The sequence below is a fragment of the Streptomyces sp. NPDC053427 genome, from assembly GCF_044544985.1.
Taxonomy (GTDB): domain Bacteria; phylum Actinomycetota; class Actinomycetes; order Streptomycetales; family Streptomycetaceae; genus Streptomyces.
On the sequence record NZ_JBITYA010000005.1, the window covers coordinates 115,754 to 138,656 of the forward strand.

Annotated in this window: 20 protein-coding genes; 8 read left to right on the forward strand and 12 right to left on the reverse strand. The window is 70.3% G+C overall.

The features are described from left to right. Nucleotides 1-39: 39 nt before the first annotated feature. The 4 genes from ACIGWZ_RS15330 to ACIGWZ_RS15345 all read right to left on the reverse strand — a co-directional run bounded on the left by ACIGWZ_RS15330 (nt 40) and on the right by ACIGWZ_RS15345 (nt 6,149). Nucleotides 40-2,238: an ATP-binding cassette domain-containing protein gene (locus ACIGWZ_RS15330; protein ID WP_400064617.1), complete on the reverse strand. Its 2,199-nt coding sequence runs from the start codon at nt 2,236-2,238 to the stop codon at nt 40-42. A 329-nt stretch (nt 2,239-2,567) separates the two neighbouring features. Next, on the reverse strand, nt 2,568-2,861 hold the full coding sequence (locus ACIGWZ_RS15335; protein ID WP_400064619.1) for a DUF5132 domain-containing protein: 294 nt from the start codon (nt 2,859-2,861) through the stop codon (nt 2,568-2,570). A gap of 365 nt (nt 2,862-3,226) precedes the next feature. Then, on the reverse strand, nt 3,227-4,333 hold the full coding sequence (locus tag ACIGWZ_RS15340) for an alpha/beta fold hydrolase (protein ID WP_400064621.1): 1,107 nt from the start codon (nt 4,331-4,333) through the stop codon (nt 3,227-3,229). Nucleotides 4,334-4,403: 70 nt separating this feature from the next. Next, nucleotides 4,404-6,149 (reverse strand): DUF885 domain-containing protein, encoded by a 1,746-nt coding sequence (locus ACIGWZ_RS15345; RefSeq protein WP_400064623.1) that lies wholly within the window; start codon nt 6,147-6,149, stop codon nt 4,404-4,406. 160 nt (nt 6,150-6,309) lie between these two features. Here ACIGWZ_RS15345 and ACIGWZ_RS15350 point away from each other — a divergent pair, with 160 nt between their 5' ends. From ACIGWZ_RS15350 to ACIGWZ_RS15370, 5 genes are all read left to right on the forward strand, one after another. Further along, nucleotides 6,310-7,911, forward strand: a complete 1,602-nt coding sequence (locus ACIGWZ_RS15350; protein WP_400064625.1) for an ABC transporter substrate-binding protein — start codon at nt 6,310-6,312, stop codon at nt 7,909-7,911. Nucleotides 7,912-7,979: 68 nt separating this feature from the next. After that, nucleotides 7,980-8,966: an ABC transporter permease gene (locus ACIGWZ_RS15355; protein WP_400064627.1), complete on the forward strand. Its 987-nt coding sequence runs from the start codon at nt 7,980-7,982 to the stop codon at nt 8,964-8,966. An 88-nt stretch (nt 8,967-9,054) separates the two neighbouring features. Beyond that, nucleotides 9,055-10,908 carry a dipeptide/oligopeptide/nickel ABC transporter permease/ATP-binding protein gene (locus ACIGWZ_RS15360; RefSeq protein WP_400064629.1) on the forward strand — a complete coding sequence of 618 codons (1,854 nt, stop codon included), beginning with the start codon at nt 9,055-9,057 and terminating at the stop codon, nt 10,906-10,908. After that, the gene (locus ACIGWZ_RS15365) at nt 10,905-11,912 is read left to right on the forward strand and encodes an oligopeptide/dipeptide ABC transporter ATP-binding protein (protein ID WP_400064631.1); all 1,008 of its coding nucleotides are present in this window, start codon (nt 10,905-10,907) and stop codon (nt 11,910-11,912) included. Before ACIGWZ_RS15360 ends, ACIGWZ_RS15365 begins: the two co-directional genes overlap by 4 nt. 8 nt (nt 11,913-11,920) lie before the next feature. Further along, nucleotides 11,921-13,252, forward strand: a complete 1,332-nt coding sequence (locus tag ACIGWZ_RS15370) for an NAD(P)/FAD-dependent oxidoreductase (protein WP_400064633.1) — start codon at nt 11,921-11,923, stop codon at nt 13,250-13,252. Nucleotides 13,253-13,364: 112 nt separating this feature from the next. Here ACIGWZ_RS15370 and ACIGWZ_RS15375 read toward each other — a convergent pair whose 3' ends face one another. From ACIGWZ_RS15375 to ACIGWZ_RS15395, 5 genes are all read right to left on the reverse strand, one after another. Next, nucleotides 13,365-14,309, reverse strand: a complete 945-nt coding sequence (locus tag ACIGWZ_RS15375) for a DMT family transporter (protein ID WP_400064635.1) — start codon at nt 14,307-14,309, stop codon at nt 13,365-13,367. Then, the gene (locus tag ACIGWZ_RS15380) at nt 14,309-15,820 is read right to left on the reverse strand and encodes an acyl-CoA dehydrogenase family protein (protein WP_400064637.1); all 1,512 of its coding nucleotides are present in this window, start codon (nt 15,818-15,820) and stop codon (nt 14,309-14,311) included. Before ACIGWZ_RS15380 ends, ACIGWZ_RS15375 begins: the two co-directional genes overlap by 1 nt. A gap of 67 nt (nt 15,821-15,887) precedes the next feature. Next, entirely contained in the window at nt 15,888-16,268 is a 381-nt protein-coding gene (locus ACIGWZ_RS15385) for an acyl-CoA thioesterase (RefSeq protein ID WP_400064639.1), read from the reverse strand. A gap of 170 nt (nt 16,269-16,438) precedes the next feature. Then, the gene (locus ACIGWZ_RS15390) at nt 16,439-17,173 is read right to left on the reverse strand and encodes an SDR family oxidoreductase (RefSeq protein ID WP_400064641.1); all 735 of its coding nucleotides are present in this window, start codon (nt 17,171-17,173) and stop codon (nt 16,439-16,441) included. Further along, nucleotides 17,170-17,436 carry an Atu4866 domain-containing protein gene (locus ACIGWZ_RS15395; RefSeq protein ID WP_400064643.1) on the reverse strand — a complete coding sequence of 89 codons (267 nt, stop codon included), beginning with the start codon at nt 17,434-17,436 and terminating at the stop codon, nt 17,170-17,172. Before ACIGWZ_RS15395 ends, ACIGWZ_RS15390 begins: the two co-directional genes overlap by 4 nt. A gap of 140 nt (nt 17,437-17,576) precedes the next feature. On the opposite strand from ACIGWZ_RS15395, the gene ACIGWZ_RS15400 reads away from it, so the two are divergent. Then, nucleotides 17,577-18,443 (forward strand): helix-turn-helix transcriptional regulator, encoded by an 867-nt coding sequence (locus ACIGWZ_RS15400; RefSeq protein WP_400064644.1) that lies wholly within the window; start codon nt 17,577-17,579, stop codon nt 18,441-18,443. Between the two features lie 65 nt (nt 18,444-18,508). Here the strand turns inward: ACIGWZ_RS15400 and ACIGWZ_RS15405 are convergent, their stop codons facing one another. Further along, complete coding sequence (locus ACIGWZ_RS15405) at nt 18,509-19,111, reverse strand: TetR/AcrR family transcriptional regulator (protein ID WP_400064646.1); 603 nt, start codon at nt 19,109-19,111, stop codon at nt 18,509-18,511. 78 nt (nt 19,112-19,189) lie between these two features. Here ACIGWZ_RS15405 and ACIGWZ_RS15410 point away from each other — a divergent pair, with 78 nt between their 5' ends. Both ACIGWZ_RS15410 and ACIGWZ_RS15415 read left to right on the forward strand, forming a co-directional pair. After that, complete coding sequence (locus tag ACIGWZ_RS15410) at nt 19,190-19,447, forward strand: hypothetical protein (protein WP_400064648.1); 258 nt, start codon at nt 19,190-19,192, stop codon at nt 19,445-19,447. A gap of 139 nt (nt 19,448-19,586) precedes the next feature. Then, the gene (locus ACIGWZ_RS15415; RefSeq protein WP_400064650.1) at nt 19,587-20,459 is read left to right on the forward strand and encodes an alpha/beta hydrolase; all 873 of its coding nucleotides are present in this window, start codon (nt 19,587-19,589) and stop codon (nt 20,457-20,459) included. Nucleotides 20,460-20,557: 98 nt separating this feature from the next. Here the strand turns inward: ACIGWZ_RS15415 and ACIGWZ_RS15420 are convergent, their stop codons facing one another. Then, entirely contained in the window at nt 20,558-21,457 is a 900-nt protein-coding gene (locus ACIGWZ_RS15420) for a TauD/TfdA dioxygenase family protein (RefSeq protein WP_400064651.1), read from the reverse strand. 63 nt (nt 21,458-21,520) lie between these two features. After that, nucleotides 21,521-22,876, reverse strand: coding sequence for an LLM class flavin-dependent oxidoreductase (locus ACIGWZ_RS15425; protein WP_400064652.1), 1,356 nt, complete (start codon nt 22,874-22,876; stop codon nt 21,521-21,523). Nucleotides 22,877-22,903: the final 27 nt, after the last annotated feature.

Here is a 22,903-nt window from a genome sequence, read left to right on the forward strand (position 1 = left end):
TTGCGCCGCTGCCCGCCCCGGCCTGCGGACAGCGGCGACTTATGCGACCTTCTCGCCGGCCTGAAGGTGCCACAGGGATGCGTACAGCCCCTCGCGCGCGAGCAGGTCGAAGTGGGTGCCTTCTTCCGCCACGGCTCCGCCCTTGTCCATGACGTAGATCCAGTCGGCATGCCGGATCGTCGACAGGCGGTGCGCGATGATGACCATGGTCCGGTCCGCCGCGAAGCTCCTGAGAGTCCGCTGGATGGCCGCCTCGGTTTCGTTGTCGACGGCCGAGGTGGCTTCGTCGAGGATGACGACCGGTGAGTTCTTGAGCATGGCCCGGGCCAAGGCGATGCGCTGTTTCTGGCCGCCGGAGAGCGCGGCGCCGCGCTCTCCGATCATCGTGTCGTACTGCGCCGGCATCGCCTCGATGAAATCGTGCGCCTCGGCCATGCGCGCGGCGCGCACCACGTGCTCGGGCGGGCTGTCGAAGCTGCCGTAGGCGATGTTCTCGGCGATCGTCCCGTCGAAGAGGAAGGGCTCCTGGGCGACGAAACCGACGGCGTTGCGCACTTCTTTGCGCGGCAGACGCACAAGGTCCTCTCCGTCGAGCAACACGCGCCCCGACTCGGCGTCCTGAAAACGCATCAGCAACTTCGCGATTGTCGTCTTTCCGGAGCCGGTGGCACCCACGATGCCGGTGACCCGTCCGGGGGCCATGCGCAGGGACAGGTTTTCCAGGACGGGGGGACGTCCGGGGTAGGCGAAGGTCACCTTGTCCAGGACGATGTCGCCGGTGACCCGGTCCGCGTCGAGCCGTCGGCCGTTGCCGTGGGATTCGACGGGGAGGCTGCGCAGGCGCTGGATCCGGCCATAGGCCTCGAGGGTCCGCTGGTACTGGTCGACGGTGCTGCCCAGTCGCGTGAGTCGCCACAGAACCTGCTGCGGCAGGCCGATCAAGGGGCTGAACACCTCGAAGGGGAGGGTGCCGTTGAGCACCGCGCGGCCGCCGAGCAGGAGGGTTCCGGCCATGGAGGCGGTGGTGCACACCCGGATCGTCTCGGTGTGCAGGATGGTGCTCCGGTCGGTGCGGTGGTTGCTCTGCCGGTAGATCTCGCTGAGACGGTCGATGCGGTCCGCTTCGTAGTCCTCGGCACAGAAGCTCTTGACGGTCGCGCTCGCTTCGAGGTTGTTGACCAGCTGGCTGTGGAGCTTCGCCCGGTTCTCGCCGGAGACGGCGTAATCGGCGGCGACCCGGTCGTGGTAGTGGAACGACAGCCAGGCGACGATCGGCACCGGCAGGAAGGCGATCCAGGCGATCTCGGGGGCCAGGAGGAGGAAGACCGGGACGAGGACGAGGAAGCTGGTGGCGATCTGGATGACCTCGTTCATCGACGTGGCGAGGAAGTTGCCCAGCTGCGTGATGTCCTCGGTCAGCGCGCCGGCGATCCGGGTCGTCCGCTCGCCCTCCAACTGCCCCAGTTCCAGGTGCTGTACGTGTGCGTATGTCGCATTGCGCCAGTCGTGCTGGACGGTCTGGCCGAGCTTGCGCCATTCGAGGCCCGAGGCGTACGAGAGGCCCGCCGCGGCCAGACAGACCAGGGCGGCCGCACCGGCCAGGAACCACAACTGGGCCGACGCACCGGCGAGTCCGAGACCGACGAGGGCCGCGCTCTCGCCCTTGATGAGCACCAGGGCGATCCAGCCGAGGAAGAGGCTGAGGGCCATTTCGGTGATCTGGCTGGTGACGGACAGCAGGGAGGCGAAGCAGAACCGGCGCTTGTGCGGGCCGACGATCCGCAGCAGGGGGTGTGGTGAGGCCCCGGTGGCGGACGAGGATTCCCGTTGGGCGGCGGCTCTGCGCCAGGCCCGCTGCACGACGACGGCCGTTGCCGTCACGACGCCGCCGAAGGCCACGAGGGGCTTGCGCAGCAGTTTGTGTCCACCCAGGGCAAGGACCGCGGCCGCGCCGCCGGCGAGCGTGACGGTGCGGACGGTGTCGCGATTCGGTGCCGTCGCGGAGGTGCCCGCGGTCGCGCCGGACGGGTCGGTCGCGGGCAGGCCGGGCAGGCCGGTCCTTTCGGCGATCAGCGCGACGGCTTTCCGGATGAGCCGCCCGACGTCCGTCGCGTTCACCGTCGGGTCGTGCAGGACGAGGAGCCGTCCGGTGACCGGATTGGCGCGCGCCTCCTTGATGCCGGGGATTTTCCGCAGTGCGGCCGCGAGGATTTCTGCGATGCGCGGCCGGCCGAGCACGAACCCGACATCCCAGCGCTGACGGCCGGGGATTACCGACCGCGCCCGTACGTCAGCGTTCGTGGGCCGGCACACGGATGCTGTACCCACCAGGGATGGCATCTGCAAAATCTCCTGTTTTTCGGATTGGCATACCCTCGTGAATTCGGGCGCGACGGGGCCCGGAAAGAAAGGAGGGGAATGCGAAAAAATCTGAAAACGCTGAACGGGGATGGCCACCCGGGTGTGGGCGCGTCTCTCGGGTGATCGTGAAATCAGCTTCCCGTGAAACGATCGCGGGACGGGATTCGCGCCCACACAGGCACTTGGCCGACGGAAGACGCCGTGGCTCAGTTCGCCTTGCTCGTGGTGGCGCGGGGCTTGGCCGTGCCCTTGCCATCGGTGCCGGTTCCGCCGGCGCTGCCGCCGTCGGCTACGGGGATCATCTGGGCGGTGACCATCTCGGCGGCCACTTCGGCGGCGAGGTCCTGGATCCCCTCACCGGCCTCATGGGCGGCTTTCTTGACTTCCATCGCCAGTCCCACGGACGTCTTGACGACCCCCCGCACCAGCGGCTTGATCAGCCTCTTGGCGAGGGGAGCCGCAATGAGCCCGATCAGGAAGGGAGGCACTACAGGCGGCATGGTCTTACATCCCTCTCGTTTATGTGTACGCAGCACGAATACCCCGCCCCAGGCACACACCGAAACGGCGCACAGCCCTGCGGACGGAAACGTTCGGCCGACTCCGGCCGGAGGAGGAATTCCTTCCTCCCACAATTCACCTTGGTACGGATTGAATCGACGCTACGGAATAGTAGGAATTTCCGCTTCCCGGAACTTACCACCCACTTCACACACCATAGCCGAGGCTTGACGGGCAGAGCCAAATAGCGCCAGAGCCTTTCATCCTTTCGGGTACACGGCCCGCCGCGGCCCCGCAAATTCAGGCCAACCCCGCCGTATGCGTGCCGGGGCGGAAATCCGTCGACCGCCGAGAATTCCGGCGCCTATGACGAGGCGGCCGGGCGGTTCGACTCCAGTTCGCTCAGCAGCGTTCGCACGGTTTCGGCGACGAATCCGGGATCCTCGTCGGGGAAACCGTGGCCGGTTCCTTCCGGAGTGTGGATCCGCCTGGAGGCGGTGGAGGTCGCCAGGAAGCGTTCCCGGGTGGTGAGGTAGAAGCGGCGTATCCGGGCGGCTTCCGCGGCGTCGCGGCCCACCTCGAGCACCTGCCCGCCCCCGGTCAGATCGCGCGGTGCGACGAGCAGCAGGGGGAGGTCCCCGAGGTCGCCGTCGTAGACCACGGTCTGCCAGCCGACGCCCGCCATACCGGCCGGGGTGAGTTCACGGAAGATCGAGGCCGCCGCGCAGTCGGCGCGGGTCCTGGAGCCGACGGCGGGTGTGGAGTCGGCGGCGGCGCCGGGGTGGATGCCGAACAGCTTGCGCACGGCGCTCCGGAGAAAGAAACGGGGACCGGACTGCCGTAGTACCGGGTTCGGCGGGCCGTAGGTGACGACGTCCGGGGGTGTGGGATCGAGCAGGACGAGGCCCGCGACGAGGTCCGGGCGGCGTCGGGCGGCGTTGGCGACGAGCAACCCGCCGAAGGAGTGCCCCACGAACACGAAGGGCCCTTTCTCGCCCGCCCGCTCCAGGGCCGTGAGCAGTTCGCCCGTTTCGGCCGCCGTCGTGCGCGGGAAGGGCCCGGCGTCGCTCCAACCCGAGCCCGGCCGGTCGACCAGGATGGAGCGCGTGTGCTCCCGCAGCATGGTGTGCAGATGGTGCATGGCGTGGCCACCGGCATGGCCGCCGGGCATCCACACCACCGCGGGCCTGGTGGCGGACTCTCCCTCGGCAAGGAGGTGGATGCGATGGCCCCCCACGTCGACCATCCGGCCCGGTGGCGGATTGCTCGCTCCGGCGCGTGCCACGTGCACGAGGTGCCGCAGGGAGCCCGCGGCCAGCAGCGCGGCGATGCCCAGCAGGAGGCCGCCCGGAACGGCCCAGGCCGAGCCGAGAGCGATGCACCAGCCCCCGGCTGCGGCGGGCAACAGGGCGAGGGGGAGCCCCGCCCAGTCCCGGCTGACCAGCGCCAGCACCATGTTGGTGGCACACATGCCCGGACGCATCCGTCCCTCCCTCCTCCGCGCACCACGGTTCGGGCGGCGGCCGGTCCCGGAGCGGCGGTCAGTACGCCGCCGATGCATCGGCAGGGAAATCGTCGCGCGCGGACAGTTCGCGCGCCACGCGGCGGGACAGCGCGGGAAACGGCAGCGTGCCCCCTTCGAGGACCGCCTCGTGGAAGGCCCGGACATCGAACCCGGCGCCCGCGCGGCTTTCGGCCCGCGCCCGCAGGGCGGTGAACTCCGCGTAGCCGGCGCGGTACGTCAGCGCCTGGCCGGGGAGGTCGGTCCCATAGCGCAGCAGCTCGGTGGCGATCTGCGCATCGGATTCGGTGCAATGGGCACGCATGAAGGCCCTCGCCTCTTCGAGGGTCATCGTGCCGAGGTTGAGCCCGGTGTCGACGACGAGACGCTGCGCGGTGAACCGTTCGTGGGCCAGGCGTCCGTACGCGTCCCACGGGTCGTCGTAGAGGCCCATCTCCCAGCCCAGTCCGGCCGCGTACTCCGCCCAGCCCTCGTCGAACGCGCCGAACACGGTCAGTTCCCGCCGCAGGTCGGGCAGGGTGGAGTTCTCGGCCTGGCGGGCGAGATGGAAGTGATGTCCGGGTGCCAGTTCGTGGTAGATGAGGGCGGCGGAACCGAGCAGTGACCGGTTCGCCAGGTCCGAGCCGTTGTAGCGGTAGCGTCCGACCGGCTGTGCGGCGGTGGGCTGCTCGTAGTAGCCGAAGGTCATGGACGGCTCCAGCGCCGGGTCGAGACGGGCCACGCCGTACGGGGCGCGGGGCAGGGTCGCGAACCAGCGCGGCAGCAGCGGCGTGAGCCGGTCGAGGTGGCTTCGGTACCGGGCCTCGGCCTCCTGGGGTGTGGCGGCGTACAGGCGGGGGTCGGTGGCCAGCCGTTGGTGGAATGCGCTCTCGGCGCCGGAGAAGCCGAGTGCGGTGCGGGCCTCGCGCATCCGGTCGGCGAGTTCGCGGCAGTGTTCCCGGCCGAGTTCGTGGAGCCGTTCCGGTGGTGCCTCGCCGGTGGTGTACGTCCGTACGAAGGACCGGTATGCCTCTTCGCCGCCGTCGTAGTGGGCCCATCCGACGGCCTGGGGGGCCTGGCGGGCGTACTCCGGATCGTCGATGAGGGCGAGGAGGCGGTCGAACGCCGGGTGCAGTTCCGTGGCGACGAGCCGCGGTACGCCGTCGCGCAGCCGGCCGCGGGCGGCCGGGGAGAGGCGGGCGAGCCGCTCGTCGTCGGCCTCGACGTAACGTGCGGTCAGTGCCCGCAGACCGGTGAGGGTGGTCCGGACGCCGGGCAGCGCGGGGGTCGGGATGCGGCAGCCGCGGGCCGCTTGGCCGGCCGTCTTGTCGGCGATCGTGGCGACGGAGCGGGCCAGGTCGTGCACGAGCGACAGGTACCGGTCCGCGTCGGTTGCGTCCTCGAAGGTGTAGGGACGGAAGACCGTGTCGCCGTACAGGGAGAGGCGGTAGAGCGCGTACGGCGTGGCGGTCGGGGTCAGCCAGTGGTAGCGGCCCGCCTGCACGTCCTGTTCGGCCAGTGCGGTGAGGAAACCGGCGGTGTCGGCGGCGGGGCCGGGCAGGTCGGCGAGGTCGAGGGCGCGGATCCGGTCCTGGATGCCGGACGCGAATCGGGCGCGTTCCTCGGCCTCCGCTGCGGATACCCCCGGCAGCGTTTCGACGGGCAGGCCGCGGCGCGTCCGGAGCAGCGGGTCCCGGGCGAGGAGGAAGTCCCAGTAGGCGGCCGCGAGGCGGTTGAGCTGGTGGGTCGCGGGCTCTCCGACCGGGTCCGGTGCGTGCGTCGCCATGGGGCAAGTGTGGGTCAGGGGCGGGGAGCTGTCACGAGCGCGCGTTGCGAATGGCGGATACCGGCCGCGCTCACCCGAACGGAGGGTTTGGGCGGTCGACGGCCCTGCGGCTTTGAAGTGCCGACCGGACATGGGCCGTTGTGGTGGCACGATGAGCGCCATGCGCCGTCGCACTGTGTCATCAGCCGCAGCGCGATCGGCCGTGGTGGCCTCCGCGGCCGCCGTATCGGTGGGGCTGGCCGGTTGCGATGGGGCCGGTGTCACGTCCTCGACGCGTTCCCCGGTCGTCGTCGGCGGCACCGTCAGGATCGCCGCGGCCTCCGAGACCACGAACTTCAACCCGTACTCCCAGTTCGGTACCGGTGTGGCCCGCTATGCCTATGACTCGCTGGTCAATGTGTCGCCGGAGGGTGAGCTGGTCTCCGGTCTGGCCACGAGGTGGCGGACGGCCGCCACGTCGGCGACGTTCACCCTGCGCCGGGGCGTGACCTGCGCCGACGGTACGGCGCTGACCGCCTCCGGGGTCGCGCGGTCGCTGACGTATGCGGGCGACCCGCGCAACCGGCTCGTCGGCGCCCAGGCCTCGCTGTCCGGCATCCCGTTCACGGCGACGGCCGACGATGCGGCCGGGACGGTGTCGGTGCGGATGTCGTCGCCGTACAGCTTCATCACCCGGACGATCGGCGTGCTGCCCGTCGTCTGCCCCGGCGGGCTGGCGCGTCCCCGGTCGCTGGAGCGGGGAACGAACGGCACGGGCCCGTACGTGCTGACCGGGTACCGGTCCGGCGGGCCGTACGTGTTCACCGTGCGCAAGGGGTATGCGTGGGGGCCGGGCGGGGCGTCGAACGGTGTGCCGGGGCAGCCCGCGAAGATCGTGATGTCGGTGGTGCCGCAGGAGTCCACCGCGTCGAATCTGCTGCTCACCGGCGGGGTGAACATGGCGAAGGTCACCGGGCCGGACCGCGCCCGGCTCGCCGGTCGCGGGCTGACCACGGCCGAGGTGCCGACGATGGTGGGGCTGACCTTCTTCAATCAGCGCGCCGGCCGTCCGCTCGGCGACCCCGTCGTCCGCCGGGCCCTCGTGGCCGCTCTGGACCGCAAGGGACTGGCCAATGTGGCGGTCGGCGGCAGCGGAACGCCCGCGACGGGCCTGACCGCGACGAATGCCGTCTGCCATGCGGACGTGGCCGCGGCGAGCCTGCCCGCACGGGGCGCCGCGCGCATGCTGAAGTCCGCGGGCTGGCGGAAGAACACCGACGGCCGGCTGGCGAAGGGCGGCCGGCCGCTGCGCGTGCGCCTGCTCAGCAGCCCCGACCTCGGCTCGACGCTGCCGTCGGTCGCGGAGCTGATGGCCGCGACCTGGACCGCGCTGGGGGCGGAGGTCGAGCTCGTCAGCGAAGGCCTGAACGCGCTGGTGAAGGCGATGTACCAGGACGGGAACTTCGATGTGGTGGTCGGCAGTTCGCCGGGTCCGCCGCTGCCGTCCGAGCTCATCCGGTACTTCTCCGGGCCGCCGCCGGACAAGGGGCTGAACTTCGCGGGAATCGACAATCCGGAGTACCGCCGACTGGTCGCGCGCGCCCTGCGCCAGGCGGACAAGGACAGTTGCCGGACGTGGAACAAGGCCGCCGCGGCGCTGTTCCGCTCGGCGAATGCGCTGCCGATCGCGGACGGTACGAGCGTGGTCTACGGCTTTCGGACGACGTTCTCCGTCGGCTTCGGCGGGCAGATCGTGCCGACCAGCATCCGGCTGCACAGTTAGCGACAGACAGCGATGGACAGCAATGGACAGCGCCGGTCGGCCGCCGGTCGGGACGAGGAGGTTCGCCGATGACGACCGTGTCCGCGCGGCTCGGCGCCGTGGCGCGGCGGCACCCGTGGCCGGTGTTCCTGTGCCGGCGTGCGGTGCGGCTGATCGTCTCGCTGGTCATCGTGGTCACCGGTTCGTTCGCGATGATCCGGCTGGTTCCCGGCGACCCGGTCCGCGCCGCGCTCGGTGTGGACGCCGCGCCCGGCCTGGTGGCGGCGAAGAGGCACGAACTTCACCTGGACGAAGGGCTGTTGACGCAGTACCGGCATTACCTGCGCGATCTGGTGCACGGCGAGCTGGGGGTGTCGCTGGTGACCGGCGACCCGGTGGCGGACCTGGTCAGGACGCGGCTGCCGGCCACCTTGCAGCTCGCGGTCCTGGCGTTCCTGTGCGTGCTCGTCATCGCCCTTCCGGGGGGCCTGCTCGCCGGGATCCTCACCCGCGACGGGCGGCGGCCCCGCGCGGAGCTGGTGTTCACGACCACGACGTCGGTGCTGGCGGGCCTGCCGGACTTCGTTCTCGCCGCGGGGCTGACGGCGGGGCTCGCCGTCGGACTGCACCTGTTCCCGGTCGCGGGCGATGTGGGTGCGCAGTCGTTCGTGCTGCCCGTGCTCGCGCTGGCGCTCGCCCCGGCCGCCGTACTCCTGCGGATCGTACGGGTGGAGACGCTGAAGGTGCTGGCCGAGGACTATCTGCGGGCCGCCCGGGGGAAGCGGCTGCCGGCCGCCACGCTCTACCTGCGCCACGCGGCACCGAACATGCTGACCGCGTCGCTGACGATCGCGGGGAACCTGCTGCCCGCCCTGATCGCCGGGACCGTACTCGTCGAGAAGGTGTTCGCCTGGCCGGGCATCGGGGCGGCGATCGCGCAGTCCGCCGTCACGCAGGACTATGCGGTGGTGCAGGCGGCGGTGCTGATCCTGGGATCGGCCGTGCTCGTCGCGAACTTCCTGGTCGATGTGGTGCTCGCGCTGCTCGACCCCCGATCGGCCATCCGGGAGAGCTGACGCCATGATGCCTTCGCTGCCCCTGCGGGCGCCGCGTCCCGGCACCCGGGCAAGGTCGCGCGGGGCCCGGTCGCGGTGGTCCTCGCCGATGGCGGTCGTCGCGGTGACGATGCTCGGGTCGTTGGCCGTCCTGGCCGTCATCGGGCCCGTGGTCTGGGGTCCGGCGGCGGACCGGCCGGACCCGTCGGCGGTGCTGCAGGGTCCGTCCGCCGCGCATCTGCTGGGCACGGACTACCTTGGCCGCGATCTGCTGGCGCGGGTGCTCGCGGCGACCCGCCTGTCCCTGCTGCTGGCGCTCACCGCGGCGCTGCTCGGCTCGGCGGCGGGGGTCACGCTCGGGGCGCTCACCGCCGTCGTGGGCGCGCGCAGCCGGCGGCTGCTCGGGGCGCTGATCAATCTCCTGCTGGCGTTCCCCGGCCTGCTGGTCGCGATCTTCTGCTCGGTGATCTTCGGCGCGGGGGCCCGGGGTGCGGTGTTCGCGCTGGCCGTCGCCGCCACGCCGGGCGTCGCGCGGATCGCGCAGACGCTCGCCGCCGGCGTCGCAGGCACGGACTTCATGGCGGCGGCGCGCGTCCTGGGCCTGCGCCGACACCGGCTGCTGATGCGTCACGTCCTGCCCAACATCGCCGAACCGCTGATGCTCAATGCGACGATCTCGGCCGGTGCGATGCTCGTCGCGCTGTCCGGGCTGAGCTTTCTCGGGCTGGGTGTGCAGCCGCCCGGGTACGACTGGGGGCTGCTGCTCAGCCAGGGACTGGACCGGATCTATGTCGAACCGCTGTCCGCGGTCGCACCCGGAATCGCCATCGTCTACGCCGGGCTGGCCTGTCAGTTGCTCGGCGAGGTGCTGGCGGGCGGCGTCGCCCGCCGCGCCGGTCCACCCCGCGCGGCCGAGCCGGCGCCCCGGCCGCCCGCCGCGAAGGGCCCGGTGGCGGGCGACGACGATGAGGTGCTGCGGGTCGAGGACCTGGAGGTGGTGATCCCCACGGCGGACGGGGTGGTCCGCCCGGTGCGCGGTGTCACGCTCGCCCTGCGGCGCGCCGAGATCGTGGGGCTGGTCGGCGAATCCGGATCCGGCAAGTCGCTGACGGCGCTGGCGATCGCCGACCTGCTGCCGGAGCGGGCACGGGTGACCTGGCGGACCCACCGCTTCCTCGGGACGGACGCCGCGGCCCTGACGCGGAAGGAGCGGCACAAGCGGCTCGCGACCGGCCTGGCGATGATCTTCCAGAACCCGGCCTCGTCGCTCAATCCCGCGCTGCGTCTCGGCACACAGGTCACCGAGGCGGTGCGGGCGCACCGCGGGGTGCCCCGGTCGGAGGCCGTCGAGCAGGCAGTGGCAAGCCTGGGGCGCGTCGCCCTGCCCGGTGCGCGCCGGCTGCTGCGGTCCCGTCCGTTCCAGTTGTCCGGGGGGCAGCGGCAGCGGGTGATGATCGCGACGGCGCTGATGATGCGGCCGCAGCTGATCATCGCGGACGAGCCGACGACGGCGCTCGACGTCACGGTGCAGCGGGGGATCGTGGAACTGCTCGCCGGGATCCGGCGCGACGCCGGCACCGCGGTCCTGTTCATCAGCCACGACGTGGCCCTCGTCGCGCAGCTGTGCGACCGGGTCCTGGTCATGTACGGGGGGCGAGTCGTCGAGAACCTGCCGGCCGGGCGCCTCGCGACCGGGGCCCGCCATCCGTACACGCGCGCCCTGGTGGAGTCCGTGCCCGATATGGCCGTTGACCGGAGCCGTCCGCTGCGCACGGCCGACGGGGCGCCGTCCGAGTCGCCCGGCGACGTCACGGGCTGCCCGTTCCACGGGCGGTGCGCCCACCGGCGGGACCGCTGCACGACGGAGAACCCGGCCCTGTCCGCGCTCGGCTCCGGCCATCAGGTGGCGTGCTGGTATCCGCTGCCGGCGATGTCGTCGAGGGAGGAGGCGGAGACGTCATGACGGGACTGGCTCTGGACGAGGTCACCGTCCGCCACGAGGGGCCGGGCGGCGCGGTCACGGCCGTGGACCGGGTTTCGCTGGAGGTGCCGGAGGGCGCCACCGTCGGCCTGGTGGGCGAGTCCGGTTCGGGGAAGTCGAGTCTGGCGCGGGCGGTCGTGGGGCTGTCCCGGCTGTCCGGCGGGCGCGTTCTGGTCGACGGGCGCGAGGTGCGCAGCCGTACGGTAGGCGACCGGCGCCGGCTGGGGCAACGGGTCCAGATGGTGTTCCAGGACCCGGACACCGCGCTCGACCCGAGGATGACGGTGCGTCGGACGCTGGCCGAGGCGGCGGGCGCGTTCCGCAGGCTCGACGGGCGCGCCCGTGAGCGGCGCATCGCCGAACTGCTGGACCTGGTCGGTCTCGAGGCGCGGCTCGGGGACCGGATGCCGCGGGAGCTGTCCGGCGGCCAGCGTCAGCGGGTGGCCCTCGCCCGCGCGCTCGCCGTCGGTCCCGACATCCTGATCGCGGACGAAATCACCTCGGCGCTCGATGTGTCGGTGCAGGCGGCGGTCCTGAGCATGGTCCGCGATCTGCAGCGCCGGCTGGGCCTGTCCCTGCTGTTCATCAGCCACAACCTTGCCGCGGTCCGCTACGTGTCGGACGTCATCGCGGTGATGTACCTGGGCCGGATCGTCGAGACGGCCCCGGCCGAGCGCTTGCTGGCCGAGCCGCAGCATCCGTACACGCGCACGCTGCTGGCGTCCGTACCGAGTCTGCACGGGCCGTTGCTGACGGGGGAACCGCGGCTCTCGGGGGAGGTCCCCGATCCCGCGGCGCCACCGGGCGGATGCCGGTTCCATCCCCGCTGCCCGGTCGGGCCGAACCGGTATCCCGAGCGGACGGTCTGCGCCGAGCGGGATCCACAGCCGGGCGCCGGCGGGCGGCCGCACCTGGCGGCGTGCCACTTCCCGTCGGGTGCCGGATCCGCACCACAGCCTCCGACGACGACTCCGAACGGGCGGTGACCCCTCCGATGGCGATCCAGGAAACGGACCGCGGGCCGGCCGGCGCGGACGCGGTCGTCGTCGGGGCCGGGGTGATCGGTGCCGCCGTCGCGTTCGAGCTGGCGCGTGGCGGGCGCCGGGTCGTCGTCGTCGACAAATCCGGCGGCGCCGGGCACGGTTCGACCAGCGCCTCGAGCGCTGTCGTCCGTTTCAACTACTCCACCTGGGACGGCGTCGCCACGGCCTGGGAAGCGCGGCACCACTGGGAGAACTGGGCGTCGCATCTCGGCGGCCGTGGCGACGGTCCCGTGGCGGCGTTCCGCCGGACCGGTGCGGTGCTGCTCGACACGCCGGATGCCGGGACGGCGGCGGTTGCCGCCCTGTTCGACCGGGTGGGCGTGTCGTACGAACGATGGGACGCCGCGACGCTGCGCAGCCGGGTGCCCGGTATCGATGCGGGCCGGTACGGGCCTCCGAAGCCGGTGCGCGACGACGCGTTCTTCGCCGAGCCCTCCGGCGAACTCGGCGCCCTGTTCACACCGGACGCCGGTTTCGTCGATGATCCGCAGCTCGCGGCGCATAACCTCGCGGACGCGGCGGCGGGTCTCGGGGCGCGGTTGCTGTTCCATCGCACCGTCGTCGGCGTCGACCGCTGCGCGGACCGGGTGTCGGGCGTCCGGCTCGCCGATGGCACCCGGATCGCGGCGCGGGTGGTGGTCAATGCGGCCGGTCCGTGGTCGGGCGCGTTCAACCGGATGGCCGGAGTCGGGGGCGAGTTCACGGTCGGGGTGCGGCCGCTGCGGCAGGAAGTCCATCAGGTGGCCGCGCCGCGCGGGTACGGCGTCGGGGATGCCTTCGGGCCGGTCCTCGCCGATCTCGACCTCGGCGTCTATCTGCGTCCCGCCGCCGGGGACAAGGTCCTCGTCGGCGGCACCGAACCCGCCTGCGACCCGCTGGAGTGGATCGAGGATCCGGACACTTCCAGCCCCTACCCGACGCCCGCGCGGTTCGCGGCCCAGGTGACACGAGCGGCGCGGCGTTTTCCCTTGCTCACCGTCCCCAACCGGCCCACCGGCATCGCCGGCGTCTATGACGTGGCCGACGACTGGACGCCGATCTACGACCGCACCGACCTCGGCGGGTTCTATGTCGCAATGGGTACGAGCGGCAACCAGTTCAAGAACGCTCCCCTGGTGGGCCGGTTCCTCGCCGCGCTGATCGACCGCGTGGAGGCGGGCCACGACCACGACCGCTCCCCCGTGCGGTACACGGGCGAGTGCACGGGCAACGTCATCAGCCTCGGTGCCTTCTCCCGCAAACGGCCCGGCACCGAAGGTTCTTCCCGCTCCGTCATGGGGTGAGCCGGGCGGACGGCGGGCGTCTTGGCAGTTGTCGGTACTGCCGGGCCAGGCCCGTCCCGACGTGCGGGGACTGGAACGGAGCGTCAGCCACCGCGCCAGTCCCCGACCTTCCTCAGGGGCGATCCCTCGCGGGCACGGAGTCGTCGACCGGCACCGCGGGTGCGTGTTCGGCGCGGGGTGGTCTGCTGGCGCGGTTGAAGACGATGATCGAGATCACGATGACCGCGAACCCGATGATCTCCGACACGGTCGGGCGCTGGCCCAGTACGGGCCAGGCGATCAGTCCCGCGGCGATCGGTACGCCGTAGAAGTACGACGCCACCCGGTCCGCGCTCTCCGAACGCATCAGAACGAACAGCAGGCTGAGCGCACCGATCGACACACCGACCGACATCCAGAGTTCCGACAGCAGCAGCTCCGGCGTCCAGCGGATGACGCCCTTCTCGAAGATCAAGGCGCCGACGAGCATGACGACGGCCGACGAGCCGGACTGAACGAATCCATTGATCAGCAGGTGCGCACCGGGGTTCTTCATCTGGTAGTAGAACTGTCCGGTGGACAGTCCTACCAAGCCGAGGAATCCAAAGGCGATATTGGTCGGGGTGAGCCCGGATGACGACTCCAGGCCCCGGTACACCGTGATGGCGACACCGACCACCCCGCCGATCAGGGCCAGCACCGACAGCAGCCGGACCTTTCTCGCGGTCACGACGGAAACCATCAGCCACACCAGAATCGGTTGCAGCGCAATGATCAGCGCGGAGACCGCGGGGGTCATGCCGAGGTAGAGCGCGTAGAACACCCCGACGGAGAACACACCTTGCAGCAGGATGCCGCTGAGGATGAGGTGGACATAGCCCGAGCGTGGCCAGGCGACCCGCAAGCACACGATCAGGGCGAACAAGATAACCGCGGTCGCACCGAACCGGATTGCCAGGTAGGCGAAAGGTTCCGCATAGGGCAGGCCGTAGCGACCGCCCACAAAACCCGATCCGTAGATGATGACGAACGCCAACGCGATGAGCGCACCCTTGCGCTTTCCGTTCTCGCCGGCCACTAGTGCATGCCAACCTTGGCGTCGGCCGTGACCATGGCGGCGGGCGAATGCATCGCACCCGGCGCCGCCTGGGCGCCGACGAGCCGGTTGGCCAACTCGTACTCATTGACCAGGGCGACGATCTCGTTCTTCAGCACCGCGATCGCCTTGGGGTAGTCGGCTTCGTCCACGGCGAGCCGCGTGCCGGGCGTGGCCGTTCGGGACGCCTTCTGCAGCGCGCTGATTCCATATATTCGGGACAGGATGCGGCCCAGGATCACGATCTTGTCCTGGGACAGTGCGTCGGCGAAGTGGCTGAGGTTGATATCGGTGAGATGGAAGAACGCGTCTTCCAGATAGGCGAACCGGCCGATGAACTCCAGCGGCGACCGGAGCCCCGACTGCTGGAACTGACGCAGGAACAGATTCGCCAGATGCTGGCACAGCAGGTCATTCGTTCCGTCGAAGACGGTGTAGACGCGCGCGTCGAGCAGGGCATAGGCGGCGATGTTGTCCGGCGCGCCCATCCGGTACCCTTCTCCGCCGCACAGTTGCTGGTAGTCGATGGCCGATTCCAGCATGAGTTCGGAAGCCAGCACCTTGGTCGCCAGTGAGGCGAACATGCTGTTTTCCAGGTCCGTGTAGTAGTTCTCCGCCAGCATCAGCTGCCGATACAGCGCGTTGCACACCACGTAGTTCTGCTTGATGCGATCGACTTTGTACCGCACATAGTCGATGTCGTGCAGTGTGCCGTCGCCGATCTTTCTTGTACTGACCTGACGCAGCGCCTCCGCGTTCAGCCGGCGCAGGAAGCCGCTGGCCATGGCGGCTTTGCTGAACCGGGACGCGCACAGGATCTCGGCGGCGTCGCCCAGATGCTCCCTGGTCTTGGTGAGCCGGTAGTGGCGGGGTACGCGCAGGTCCAGGGTGTTCAGTCCGTATCCGAGATTCTTCAGCCCGAGGCTGTCGTAGACCTCGGTGGTGACGAATCCGCCGTCCGAGCGCTTGTGGGCGAAATAGGCGAACTCCTTGCGCTCCGGATGCTTGGCACAGATGATCCACCAGTCCGCCTGCTCGCTGAACGCCTGCCAGTGTTTGGTTCCGGTGATTCGGTACGTGTCACCGTCGTCGTGGTACGTGGTCTGCATGCGTGCGAGGTTCGATCCGCTGCCCGGTTCGGTGAAGGCGAGACCGCCGATGACGGGGTTGTTGACGAAATCGTGGAAGACCTCCGCCTTCAGCGCGTCATCACCGCTGGCCGCCACGTTGCGGAGGAAGAGGACGGTCACGATCATCGCGTACATGCCCAGCGGCAGATTGCGCTCCGACATGATTTCGATGATCTCGCACATCTCGCGGTGGCTTTCCCGGCCGCCGTACTCGCGCGGGATGGCCGGTAAGTAGATACCTAACTCGACCAGCTTCCGCAGGCTTTCCCTGGACAGCGGCTCCTGCGGCAGTCGGGCGCTGTCGAACTCGTCGAGGTTGCGCTGGAAGTTGTCAAGGAACTCCGACGAATCAAGGTCGACCAACGGGTTGTGCAACGTACTCACGGAAATAGTCCAATCTCAGCCGGCAATTCGGTTTTCGGTTCCGGTGCTACAGCGCGCTCAGTTCGGCTCGCAGGTGGTCCGGGATGCTGGTGGTGGTTTCCCTTTCGTAATCGAAGTGGACCATGATGCAGGTGCCGTGGGCGACCTCGGCACCGTCCTGCGTGGCGATCTGCTCGATAGCGATCGAGGTGTTGCCGATCTTCGCCACCTTGGTCTCGACGACGACATCGACGGCCGCGAAGATCTGCCGGGTGAAGTCGATTTCGTACCGACGTAGGATGAGCGCGAGGTCGCGCATGTTCGTTTCTTTGCTGAACAGCCGGAAAATCGGCAACCGACCGTGCTCGAACCAGACCGGCACTGCGGAATTTGTGACGTGGCCGAGCACGTCGACTTCGGAGAACCGCGGCGAAATCGTCACCTTCACGTTCTGCCCCTCATTGGTTCAATTGTTCTAGTTATCCACAGTCTCTCATCGCCGATCTTCCGTCGGGTGGCACACCGAGAACTCATGAGGTGTGACGTGTGACACGAGCGCCTGCCGCTGCGCCACGAGCCCGACGAGGGTGCGGAGTTGCACCCCCGTCGGGCAGCGGGCTACTGAGCGCAGGCGGCCGGGCGGACCACGATCTCGTTCACGTCCACCTCGGCGGGCCGGGAGATGGCGAAGGCGACCGCGTCGGCGATCGCGGACGCGGGGATGGCCACCGAACGGTAGGCCTTCATGTCCTCGCGGGCACGCGGGTCGGAGAGGGAATCGGCCAGTTCGGACTCGGTGACGCCCGGAGAGACGACGCTGACCCGGATGTCTCCGGTCGATTCCTGACGCAGCCCCTCGGAAATGGCGCGCACGGCGAACTTGGTCGCGCAGTACACCGCGGCGGTGGGCACCACCTCGTACGCGCCGACCGAAGCGATGTTCACGAACTGTCCGCCGGCCTGCTGCCGCATGACCGGCAGGGCCGCGGCGATGCCGTGGAGCACACCGCGGACGTTCACGTCGAGCATCCGGTCCCACTCCTCGACCTTCAGCGCCGCGAGCGGCGAAAGCGGCATCACCCCGGCGTTGTTGACCATCACGTCGACCCGTCCCCAACGCTCTCGGGCGGCGGATACGAAGGCCCGTACATCGGCCGCGTCGGTGACATCCAGCCGCTGGTACACCGCGGTGCCGCCGTCGGCGGTGATCTGTTCGACCAGTTCCTCGAGACGGTCGGTGCGGCGTGCGCCCAGAAACAGCCGGTGGCCGTCTGCGGCGAGGCGGCGGGCCGTCGCCTCGCCGATCCCGCTGCTCGCCCCGGTGACCAGGACGACCTTGGCAGTCTGCGTCATGACGACTTCGCCTCCCGGTACAGCACGAGATGCTCGTGGTGGAGCACTCCGTCCCGGATGTCGCCCGTCGCGGTGAAACCGGTGTCGTCGACGTAGTCCACGTGGCTGCCGGTCACCGTGTATCGGCCCGTGTACGCGCTGCGCCGCTCGCCGCGGGCTTCGTCGTAGCGGCCGTCCGGCAACAGCTCCTGACGGATGTGACCGTCCGCGGTCACCCACATTCCGATCACGTCGACGTGGTCGTCGTCGGCGGTTGCGGTCATGGCGGACTCCTTTCCTCGGTTGGTGCGGTTCTGTCCGGCTCCACCGAGTCTGGGCAGGTCGGCGGGGGTCGACCAGGACGCGTGCTGCCTGGGTGCGGCACACCCAGGCGGCGCGGTGGGCCGCCGCCTAGCCTGAACACATGGACGACAACCACCTGGGACACTTCCTGCGGGCACGTCGCGCCGGCCTGCGGCCGGAGGATGTCGGTATGGCGAGCTTCGGGGCCCGCAGAGTTGCCGGACTGCGCCGTGAGGAGGTCGCCGTCCTGGCCGGAATGAACGCCGACTACTACACCCGCCTGGAACAGGGGCGCGAACGCCACCCCTCACCCCAGGTACTCGACGCCCTCAGCCGCGCGCTGCACCTCGACGCGGATGCCCGGACGCATCTGTTCCGGCTGGCCGGGGCCACCCCGGGCGACCGCCCCTCCGTTCACGCCGCCGAGCGGGTCAGCCCGGCGCTGCGCCAGTTGATGGACGGCTTTCCCCACACTCCGGCGTTCGTCATGAACCGGACCCTGGACCTCCTCGCCGTCAACGCCCTGGCGGATGCCCTCTACGCCCCGTTCGAGCCGGCGGACAACCTGGCCCGCATGACCTTCGCCGATCCCGCGGGCCGGCAGGTCTACGCGGACTGGAGCCGGGCGGCCCAGGCCACCGTCGCCAACCTCCGCCAGGCGGCCGGCTTCGACCCGGACAACCCACGGCTGCACGCACTCGTCCGCACCCTCTCGGAGCACAGCGCGGACTTCGCCCGTCTGTGGAACGCCCACACGGTGCGCGGCAAGACCCAGGACGCCAAGCACTTCCTCCACCCGGACGTCGGCCCGCTCACTCTCACCTACCAGGCTTTCGACGTACGCGACGCCCCCGGCCAGCAGCTCGTCGTCTACCACGCCGAACCGGGCAGCCCCAGCGCCCAGGCCCTCGATCTCCTCGGCTCCCTCCACGCCACCCGGCGCCAGGCGGGCGCGCATCGCGGTCACACCTCAACTTCCCTGGACTGACCGGGTGTTGTGGGCCGCTGCGCTCGGATGCAGCGGCCGGCGACGCCGACGGCCGAGCCGGGTGTTCACCCCGTGGTCCGGAGTGCGAGGAGTCGGCGTTCGAGCGCCGCCTGCGCCGAGTCCGGGGTGTGCCGGCCCACCACGACCTGCATGTTGAGCCCGTCGGTGAAGGCAATCAGGGCCTCCGCCTCCTGTTCCGCGTCGATATCGAAGCGGACGTCGCCGGACGCCTGTGCCGTGCGGAGCAGCAGGCCGATGAGTTCCGCGAGACCCTCGTACTGCTTGCGCTGGACGGCTGCCAGGCCGGGCGTGACGGCCGCTTGCGCGGCGAAGGCGAGCCAGACCCGGGTCTCCGCCAGGCTCTGTTCGTCGTGCGGCACGATGCCGGCGAGTGTGTGCTCAAGCATCGTCGCGGCCGCATCCGGGTCGACGGAGTGGGCGATCCGGCCTTGTACCCGCGCGCCGACCCGCTGGTTCATGTCCTCCACGACGGAGACCATCATCTCCTCCTTGCCGGCGAAGCACCGCTGCACGGCTCCCACCGACACTTCCGCCCGGGCTGCGACGTCGCGCATGGTCACGCCCTCGAGCCCTCGCTCACCGATGAGGGCGAAGGCCGCCGCCACGATCTGACGCCGCCGGTTGTCGTAATCCACCTGTCTGGGCATGCCGCCGAGTCTATCTGATACGTTCATATCGATACACGCGTATCGCCACTCTTGAATCCGACGACCGGAGGAATCGGCATGACCGTGAGGCGTACGAGGCAGCAGGACGGCACCAGTTGGCGGCGCGCCCGCTGGTTGCTGGGGGCGCTCCTGTTCGTGCAGGGCTTCGGGTCGGCCCTCACCGAGGCGCTGTGGAGCACCAGCTTTGGCGTGGCGGGCCTGTTCAGAGGGGTGGGCCTGCCGCAGTGGACCGACCTGGCGGTCGGCGCCGTCGGCGCGGCGCTGCTCGGCCGGGCGCTGGTCGCGCGCCACGCGGAACGGCGCGCTCATGCCTGAGTCGACGAACATCCCGTCAAAGGACGGGAGTTCAGCCGCGCGCTCCCCGATCCGTACTGTCGGCCGGCGGGGACTGTTGCGGGCCGGGACGGTCGTGGCCGGGGCCGGGGTGGGCGCCGCGGCGGGAAGTGCACTGGGCATGAACGCCAGGCGTGAGGGAGGTACGGCCCGGAGCCGGCCGACCTTCCTCCTCGTGCACGGCGCCAACAGCAATGCCTACGCCTTCGCCCCCCTGATCGCCGCACTCACCCTGGCGGGCCACCGCGCGCTGGCCGTGGATCTCCCCGGCCATGGAGCGCAGGGAAACTTTCCGCCCTCGTACCAGGCGCCACAGGACCTGGCGGCGTTCGCGACGGCACCGTCACCGGTCCTGGCCGGGACAACCCTGGAGGACAACGCCCGTCATGTCGCGAGCGTCGTGCGCCGCATGGCCCGGCAGGGGCCGGTCGTTCTGGTCGGCCACAGCATGGGCGGCGCCACGATCACCCGAGTGGGCAATCACCTGCCCGATGCGATAGCGCGGTTGGTGTACCTGTCGGCGTTCTGCTGCGTCCGGATACGCAGCATCCTCGACTGCTTCTTGGCCCCGGAGGGCAGAACCACGCTGCTCCCCACGATTCCGAGCGTGGGCAGTCCCGAGCGGACCGGAGTCCTCCGCAACAACTGGCGCTCGGCCGACGCCGGCTTCCTCGCCAAGGCGAAGGCCGCCTTTGCGGCGGACTACGACGACGTCGCCTTCCGCAACGCGCTCAACACATTCGAGCCGGACGAATCGGCCTCGCTCATCAACGACGACGCCCGGGGCCACCCCGGGACCTGGGGCCGCATCCCCCGCAGCTACGTCCGCTTCACGCTCGACCGCAGTCTCCCGCTCGCCCTCCAAAATCGGATGATCAAGGAGGCCGACACGGCAACGCCCGACAACCGATTCGATGTCCACTCCTTGCGGGCCCCGCACCTGGGCCCCCTCGACCCGGCTCCTCTGGCTGCCGTCCTGGCGGGGCTGGTCTGACCGGCCGTTCCCGCATGCGTGGAGGCGTACTCCGGCACCTCCGGGGGTGCCCCGGGAGGTGCCGGAGTGGGACCTCGGCGGCCGGCGAAGCGTCGGTGTCAGGCCACGGCAGGCGTGTAGTGGTCGGCGTCACCGCCTTCGATGACACGGCTGGAGGCACCGTCGATGCCCACCGGAGCATCCCCGGCGACGGTCACCCGGTGCAGCAGGCGCGGCAGGTCGCCGTAGTCGTCGGGGGCGTAGTGCTGGGTGATGCGGTTGTCGAACAGCACGAGGTCACCCGGCGTCCAGACCACCCGGACGATGTTCTCCGGCCGCGTCACGTACGACTGGAAGATCCGCAGCAGGTCCCGGGATTCGGAGGGGCTCAGGCCCTCGATGGTCTGCGCGAAGCCGCCGATGAACAGGCCGCGCTCCCCCGTCTCGGGGTGCACGCGGACCACCGGATGGGCAGTGCGGTACGTGCGCGAGACGAACTGCTTGCGGTGCTCGGCCGCCTTGTCGCTCTTCGGGGCGGCGTAGTCGTAGTCGTTGGTGTGCACCGCCCACAGCGTGTCCGCCAGCTCGCGCAGCGGTGCGGGCAGGTCCTGGTAGGCCGCGGCCGAGTTGGCGATCAGTGTGTTGCCGCCGTAGGGCGGGACGACGATGCTGCGCAGGGTCGACGCCTTGGGGGGTGTGCGGACGAACGTGACGTCGGTGTGCCAGCGGTTGGCACGGATGCCCTCGTCGCCGTCGACGGGCAGGATGTGCGGCTGCCCGTCGACGGACGGGACGGTGGGATGGGCGGTGGTGAGTTCGCCGAAGAGGGCGGCGAAGCGCAGCTGGGCCGCGTCGTCCAGCTGCTGGTCGCGGAAGACGAGCGCCTTGTGTTCCAGCAGAGCGGCGTTGATCTCGGCCACGATCGCCGGGTCGAGGTCGGCGGAGAGGTCGGCGCCGATGATCTCGGCGCCGATGCGTCCGCCGATCCGGCGGATGTCGAAGCCTGCGCTGGTGCTCATGTGTGGGTTCCTTTCAGGAGTTTCGGCTGGAGCAGGAGGTGAGGGGAAGGAGGTTCGGGCCGGTCATGGCGTGAGCGCCGTCCCGGTGGCGGCGGGGAGGGACCGGCCTGCGGGGCGAGGCAGGCCGTAGTGCTCGCGCAGGGTGCGTCCGGTGTATTCGGTGCGGAACAGGCCCCGGTCCTGGAGGATCGGCACGACGTGGTCGACGAAGTCCTCCAGGCCGCCCGGCAGATGCGGCGGCATGACGTTGAAACCGTCGGCGGCTCCCTGCGTGAACCACTCTTCGAGCTGGTCGGCCGTCTGCTCCGGCGTCCCGGCGAAGACGCGGTGACCGCGCCCGCCACCGAGGCGCGCGATGAGCTCGCGCAGGGTCAGGCCGTCGCGCCGGGCCAGCTCGGCGACCAGGGTGAAACGGCTCTTGTTGCCGTTGATGTCCCGCTCCTCGGGAAGTTCGGGCAGCGGGCCGTCCAGCGGCAGGCCGGTCAGGTCGGTGCCGAGCATCCCCGACAGCTGGGCGAGGCCGTACTCCGGCACCTGGAGGTCGGTCAGCTCCTGCTCCAGGGCGCGGGCCTCGGCCTCCGTCGAGCCGATGACCGGGCAGATCCCGGGCAGGATCTTCAGGTCGTCCTCGGCACGTCCGTGGCGGGCGAGGCGGTTCTTCACGTCCTTGTAGAAGGCCTGCCCGTCGGCGAGGGTCTGCTGTGCGGTGAACACGGCCTCGGCGTACTGGGCGGCGAAGTCCTTGCCGTCCTCGGACGAACCGGCCTGTACCAGCAGCGGGTGTCCCTGCGGGCTGCGCTGCACGTTCAGCGGGCCCTGTACGGCAAAGTGCTCCCCCCGGTGGTCGACGGGCTGCACCTTGTCGGCGTCCACGTAGATCCCGCGCGCGCGGTCGAGCAGGACCGCGTCGTCCTGCCAGCTGTCCCACAGCTTGGTGGCGACCTCGACGAATTCCCGGGCCCGGTCGTAGCGCAGGCCGTGTTCGAGGTGTTCGTCCAGCCCGAAGTTGCGGGCCTCGTCGACCGTGCCGGAGGTGACGATGTTCCAGCCGGCGCGCCCGCCGCTGAGGTGGTCGAGGGAGGCGAACTTCCGGGCGGTGTGGAAGGGCTCGTTGAAGGTGGTGGAGACGGTGGCGATCAGGCCGATGCGCTCGGTCACCGTCGCCAGGGCGGACAGGAGCGTCAGCGGTTCGAAACCGCCGAGCGCGTTGTGTCTGACCTTGCCCCACAGGGCCAGGCCGTCGGCGAAGAAGATCGAGTCGAGCTTGCCGCGTTCGGCGGTCTGCGCGAGGTGCTCGAAGTAGCGCCGGTCGGTGACGCGTTCGGGCTGGGTACGCGGATGCCGCCAGGCGGCGTCGTGGTGGCCGGCGTTCATCAGGAAGGCGTTGAGATGAAGGCGGCGGGGTCTGTCTGCGGGCACGGAAAATTCCTCCGGGTTCCTTCGGGT

Bases quoted from the DNA above. Each gene is read 5' to 3' on its own strand.
- ACIGWZ_RS15360 (WP_400064629.1), top strand. From the start codon at position 9,055: ATGGCGGTCGTCGCGGTGACGATGCTCGGGTCGTTGGCCGTCCTGGCC.
- ACIGWZ_RS15390 (WP_400064641.1), bottom strand. From the start codon at position 17,173: ATGACGCAGACTGCCAAGGTCGTCCTGGTCACCGGGGCGAGCAGCGGG.
- ACIGWZ_RS15350 (WP_400064625.1), top strand. From the start codon at position 6,310: ATGCGCCGTCGCACTGTGTCATCAGCCGCAGCGCGATCGGCCGTGGTG.
- ACIGWZ_RS15355 (WP_400064627.1), top strand. From the start codon at position 7,980: ATGACGACCGTGTCCGCGCGGCTCGGCGCCGTGGCGCGGCGGCACCCG.
- ACIGWZ_RS15345 (WP_400064623.1), bottom strand. From the start codon at position 6,149: ATGGCGACGCACGCACCGGACCCGGTCGGAGAGCCCGCGACCCACCAG.
- ACIGWZ_RS15415 (WP_400064650.1), top strand. From the start codon at position 19,587: ATGAACGCCAGGCGTGAGGGAGGTACGGCCCGGAGCCGGCCGACCTTC.
- ACIGWZ_RS15365 (WP_400064631.1), top strand. From the start codon at position 10,905: ATGACGGGACTGGCTCTGGACGAGGTCACCGTCCGCCACGAGGGGCCG.
- ACIGWZ_RS15340 (WP_400064621.1), bottom strand. From the start codon at position 4,333: ATGTGTGCCACCAACATGGTGCTGGCGCTGGTCAGCCGGGACTGGGCG.
- ACIGWZ_RS15370 (WP_400064633.1), top strand. From the start codon at position 11,921: ATGGCGATCCAGGAAACGGACCGCGGGCCGGCCGGCGCGGACGCGGTC.
- ACIGWZ_RS15420 (WP_400064651.1), bottom strand. From the start codon at position 21,457: ATGAGCACCAGCGCAGGCTTCGACATCCGCCGGATCGGCGGACGCATC.
- ACIGWZ_RS15405 (WP_400064646.1), bottom strand. From the start codon at position 19,111: ATGCCCAGACAGGTGGATTACGACAACCGGCGGCGTCAGATCGTGGCG.
- ACIGWZ_RS15335 (WP_400064619.1), bottom strand. From the start codon at position 2,861: ATGCCGCCTGTAGTGCCTCCCTTCCTGATCGGGCTCATTGCGGCTCCC.
- ACIGWZ_RS15400 (WP_400064644.1), top strand. From the start codon at position 17,577: ATGGACGACAACCACCTGGGACACTTCCTGCGGGCACGTCGCGCCGGC.
- ACIGWZ_RS15410 (WP_400064648.1), top strand. From the start codon at position 19,190: ATGACCGTGAGGCGTACGAGGCAGCAGGACGGCACCAGTTGGCGGCGC.
- ACIGWZ_RS15395 (WP_400064643.1), bottom strand. From the start codon at position 17,436: ATGACCGCAACCGCCGACGACGACCACGTCGACGTGATCGGAATGTGG.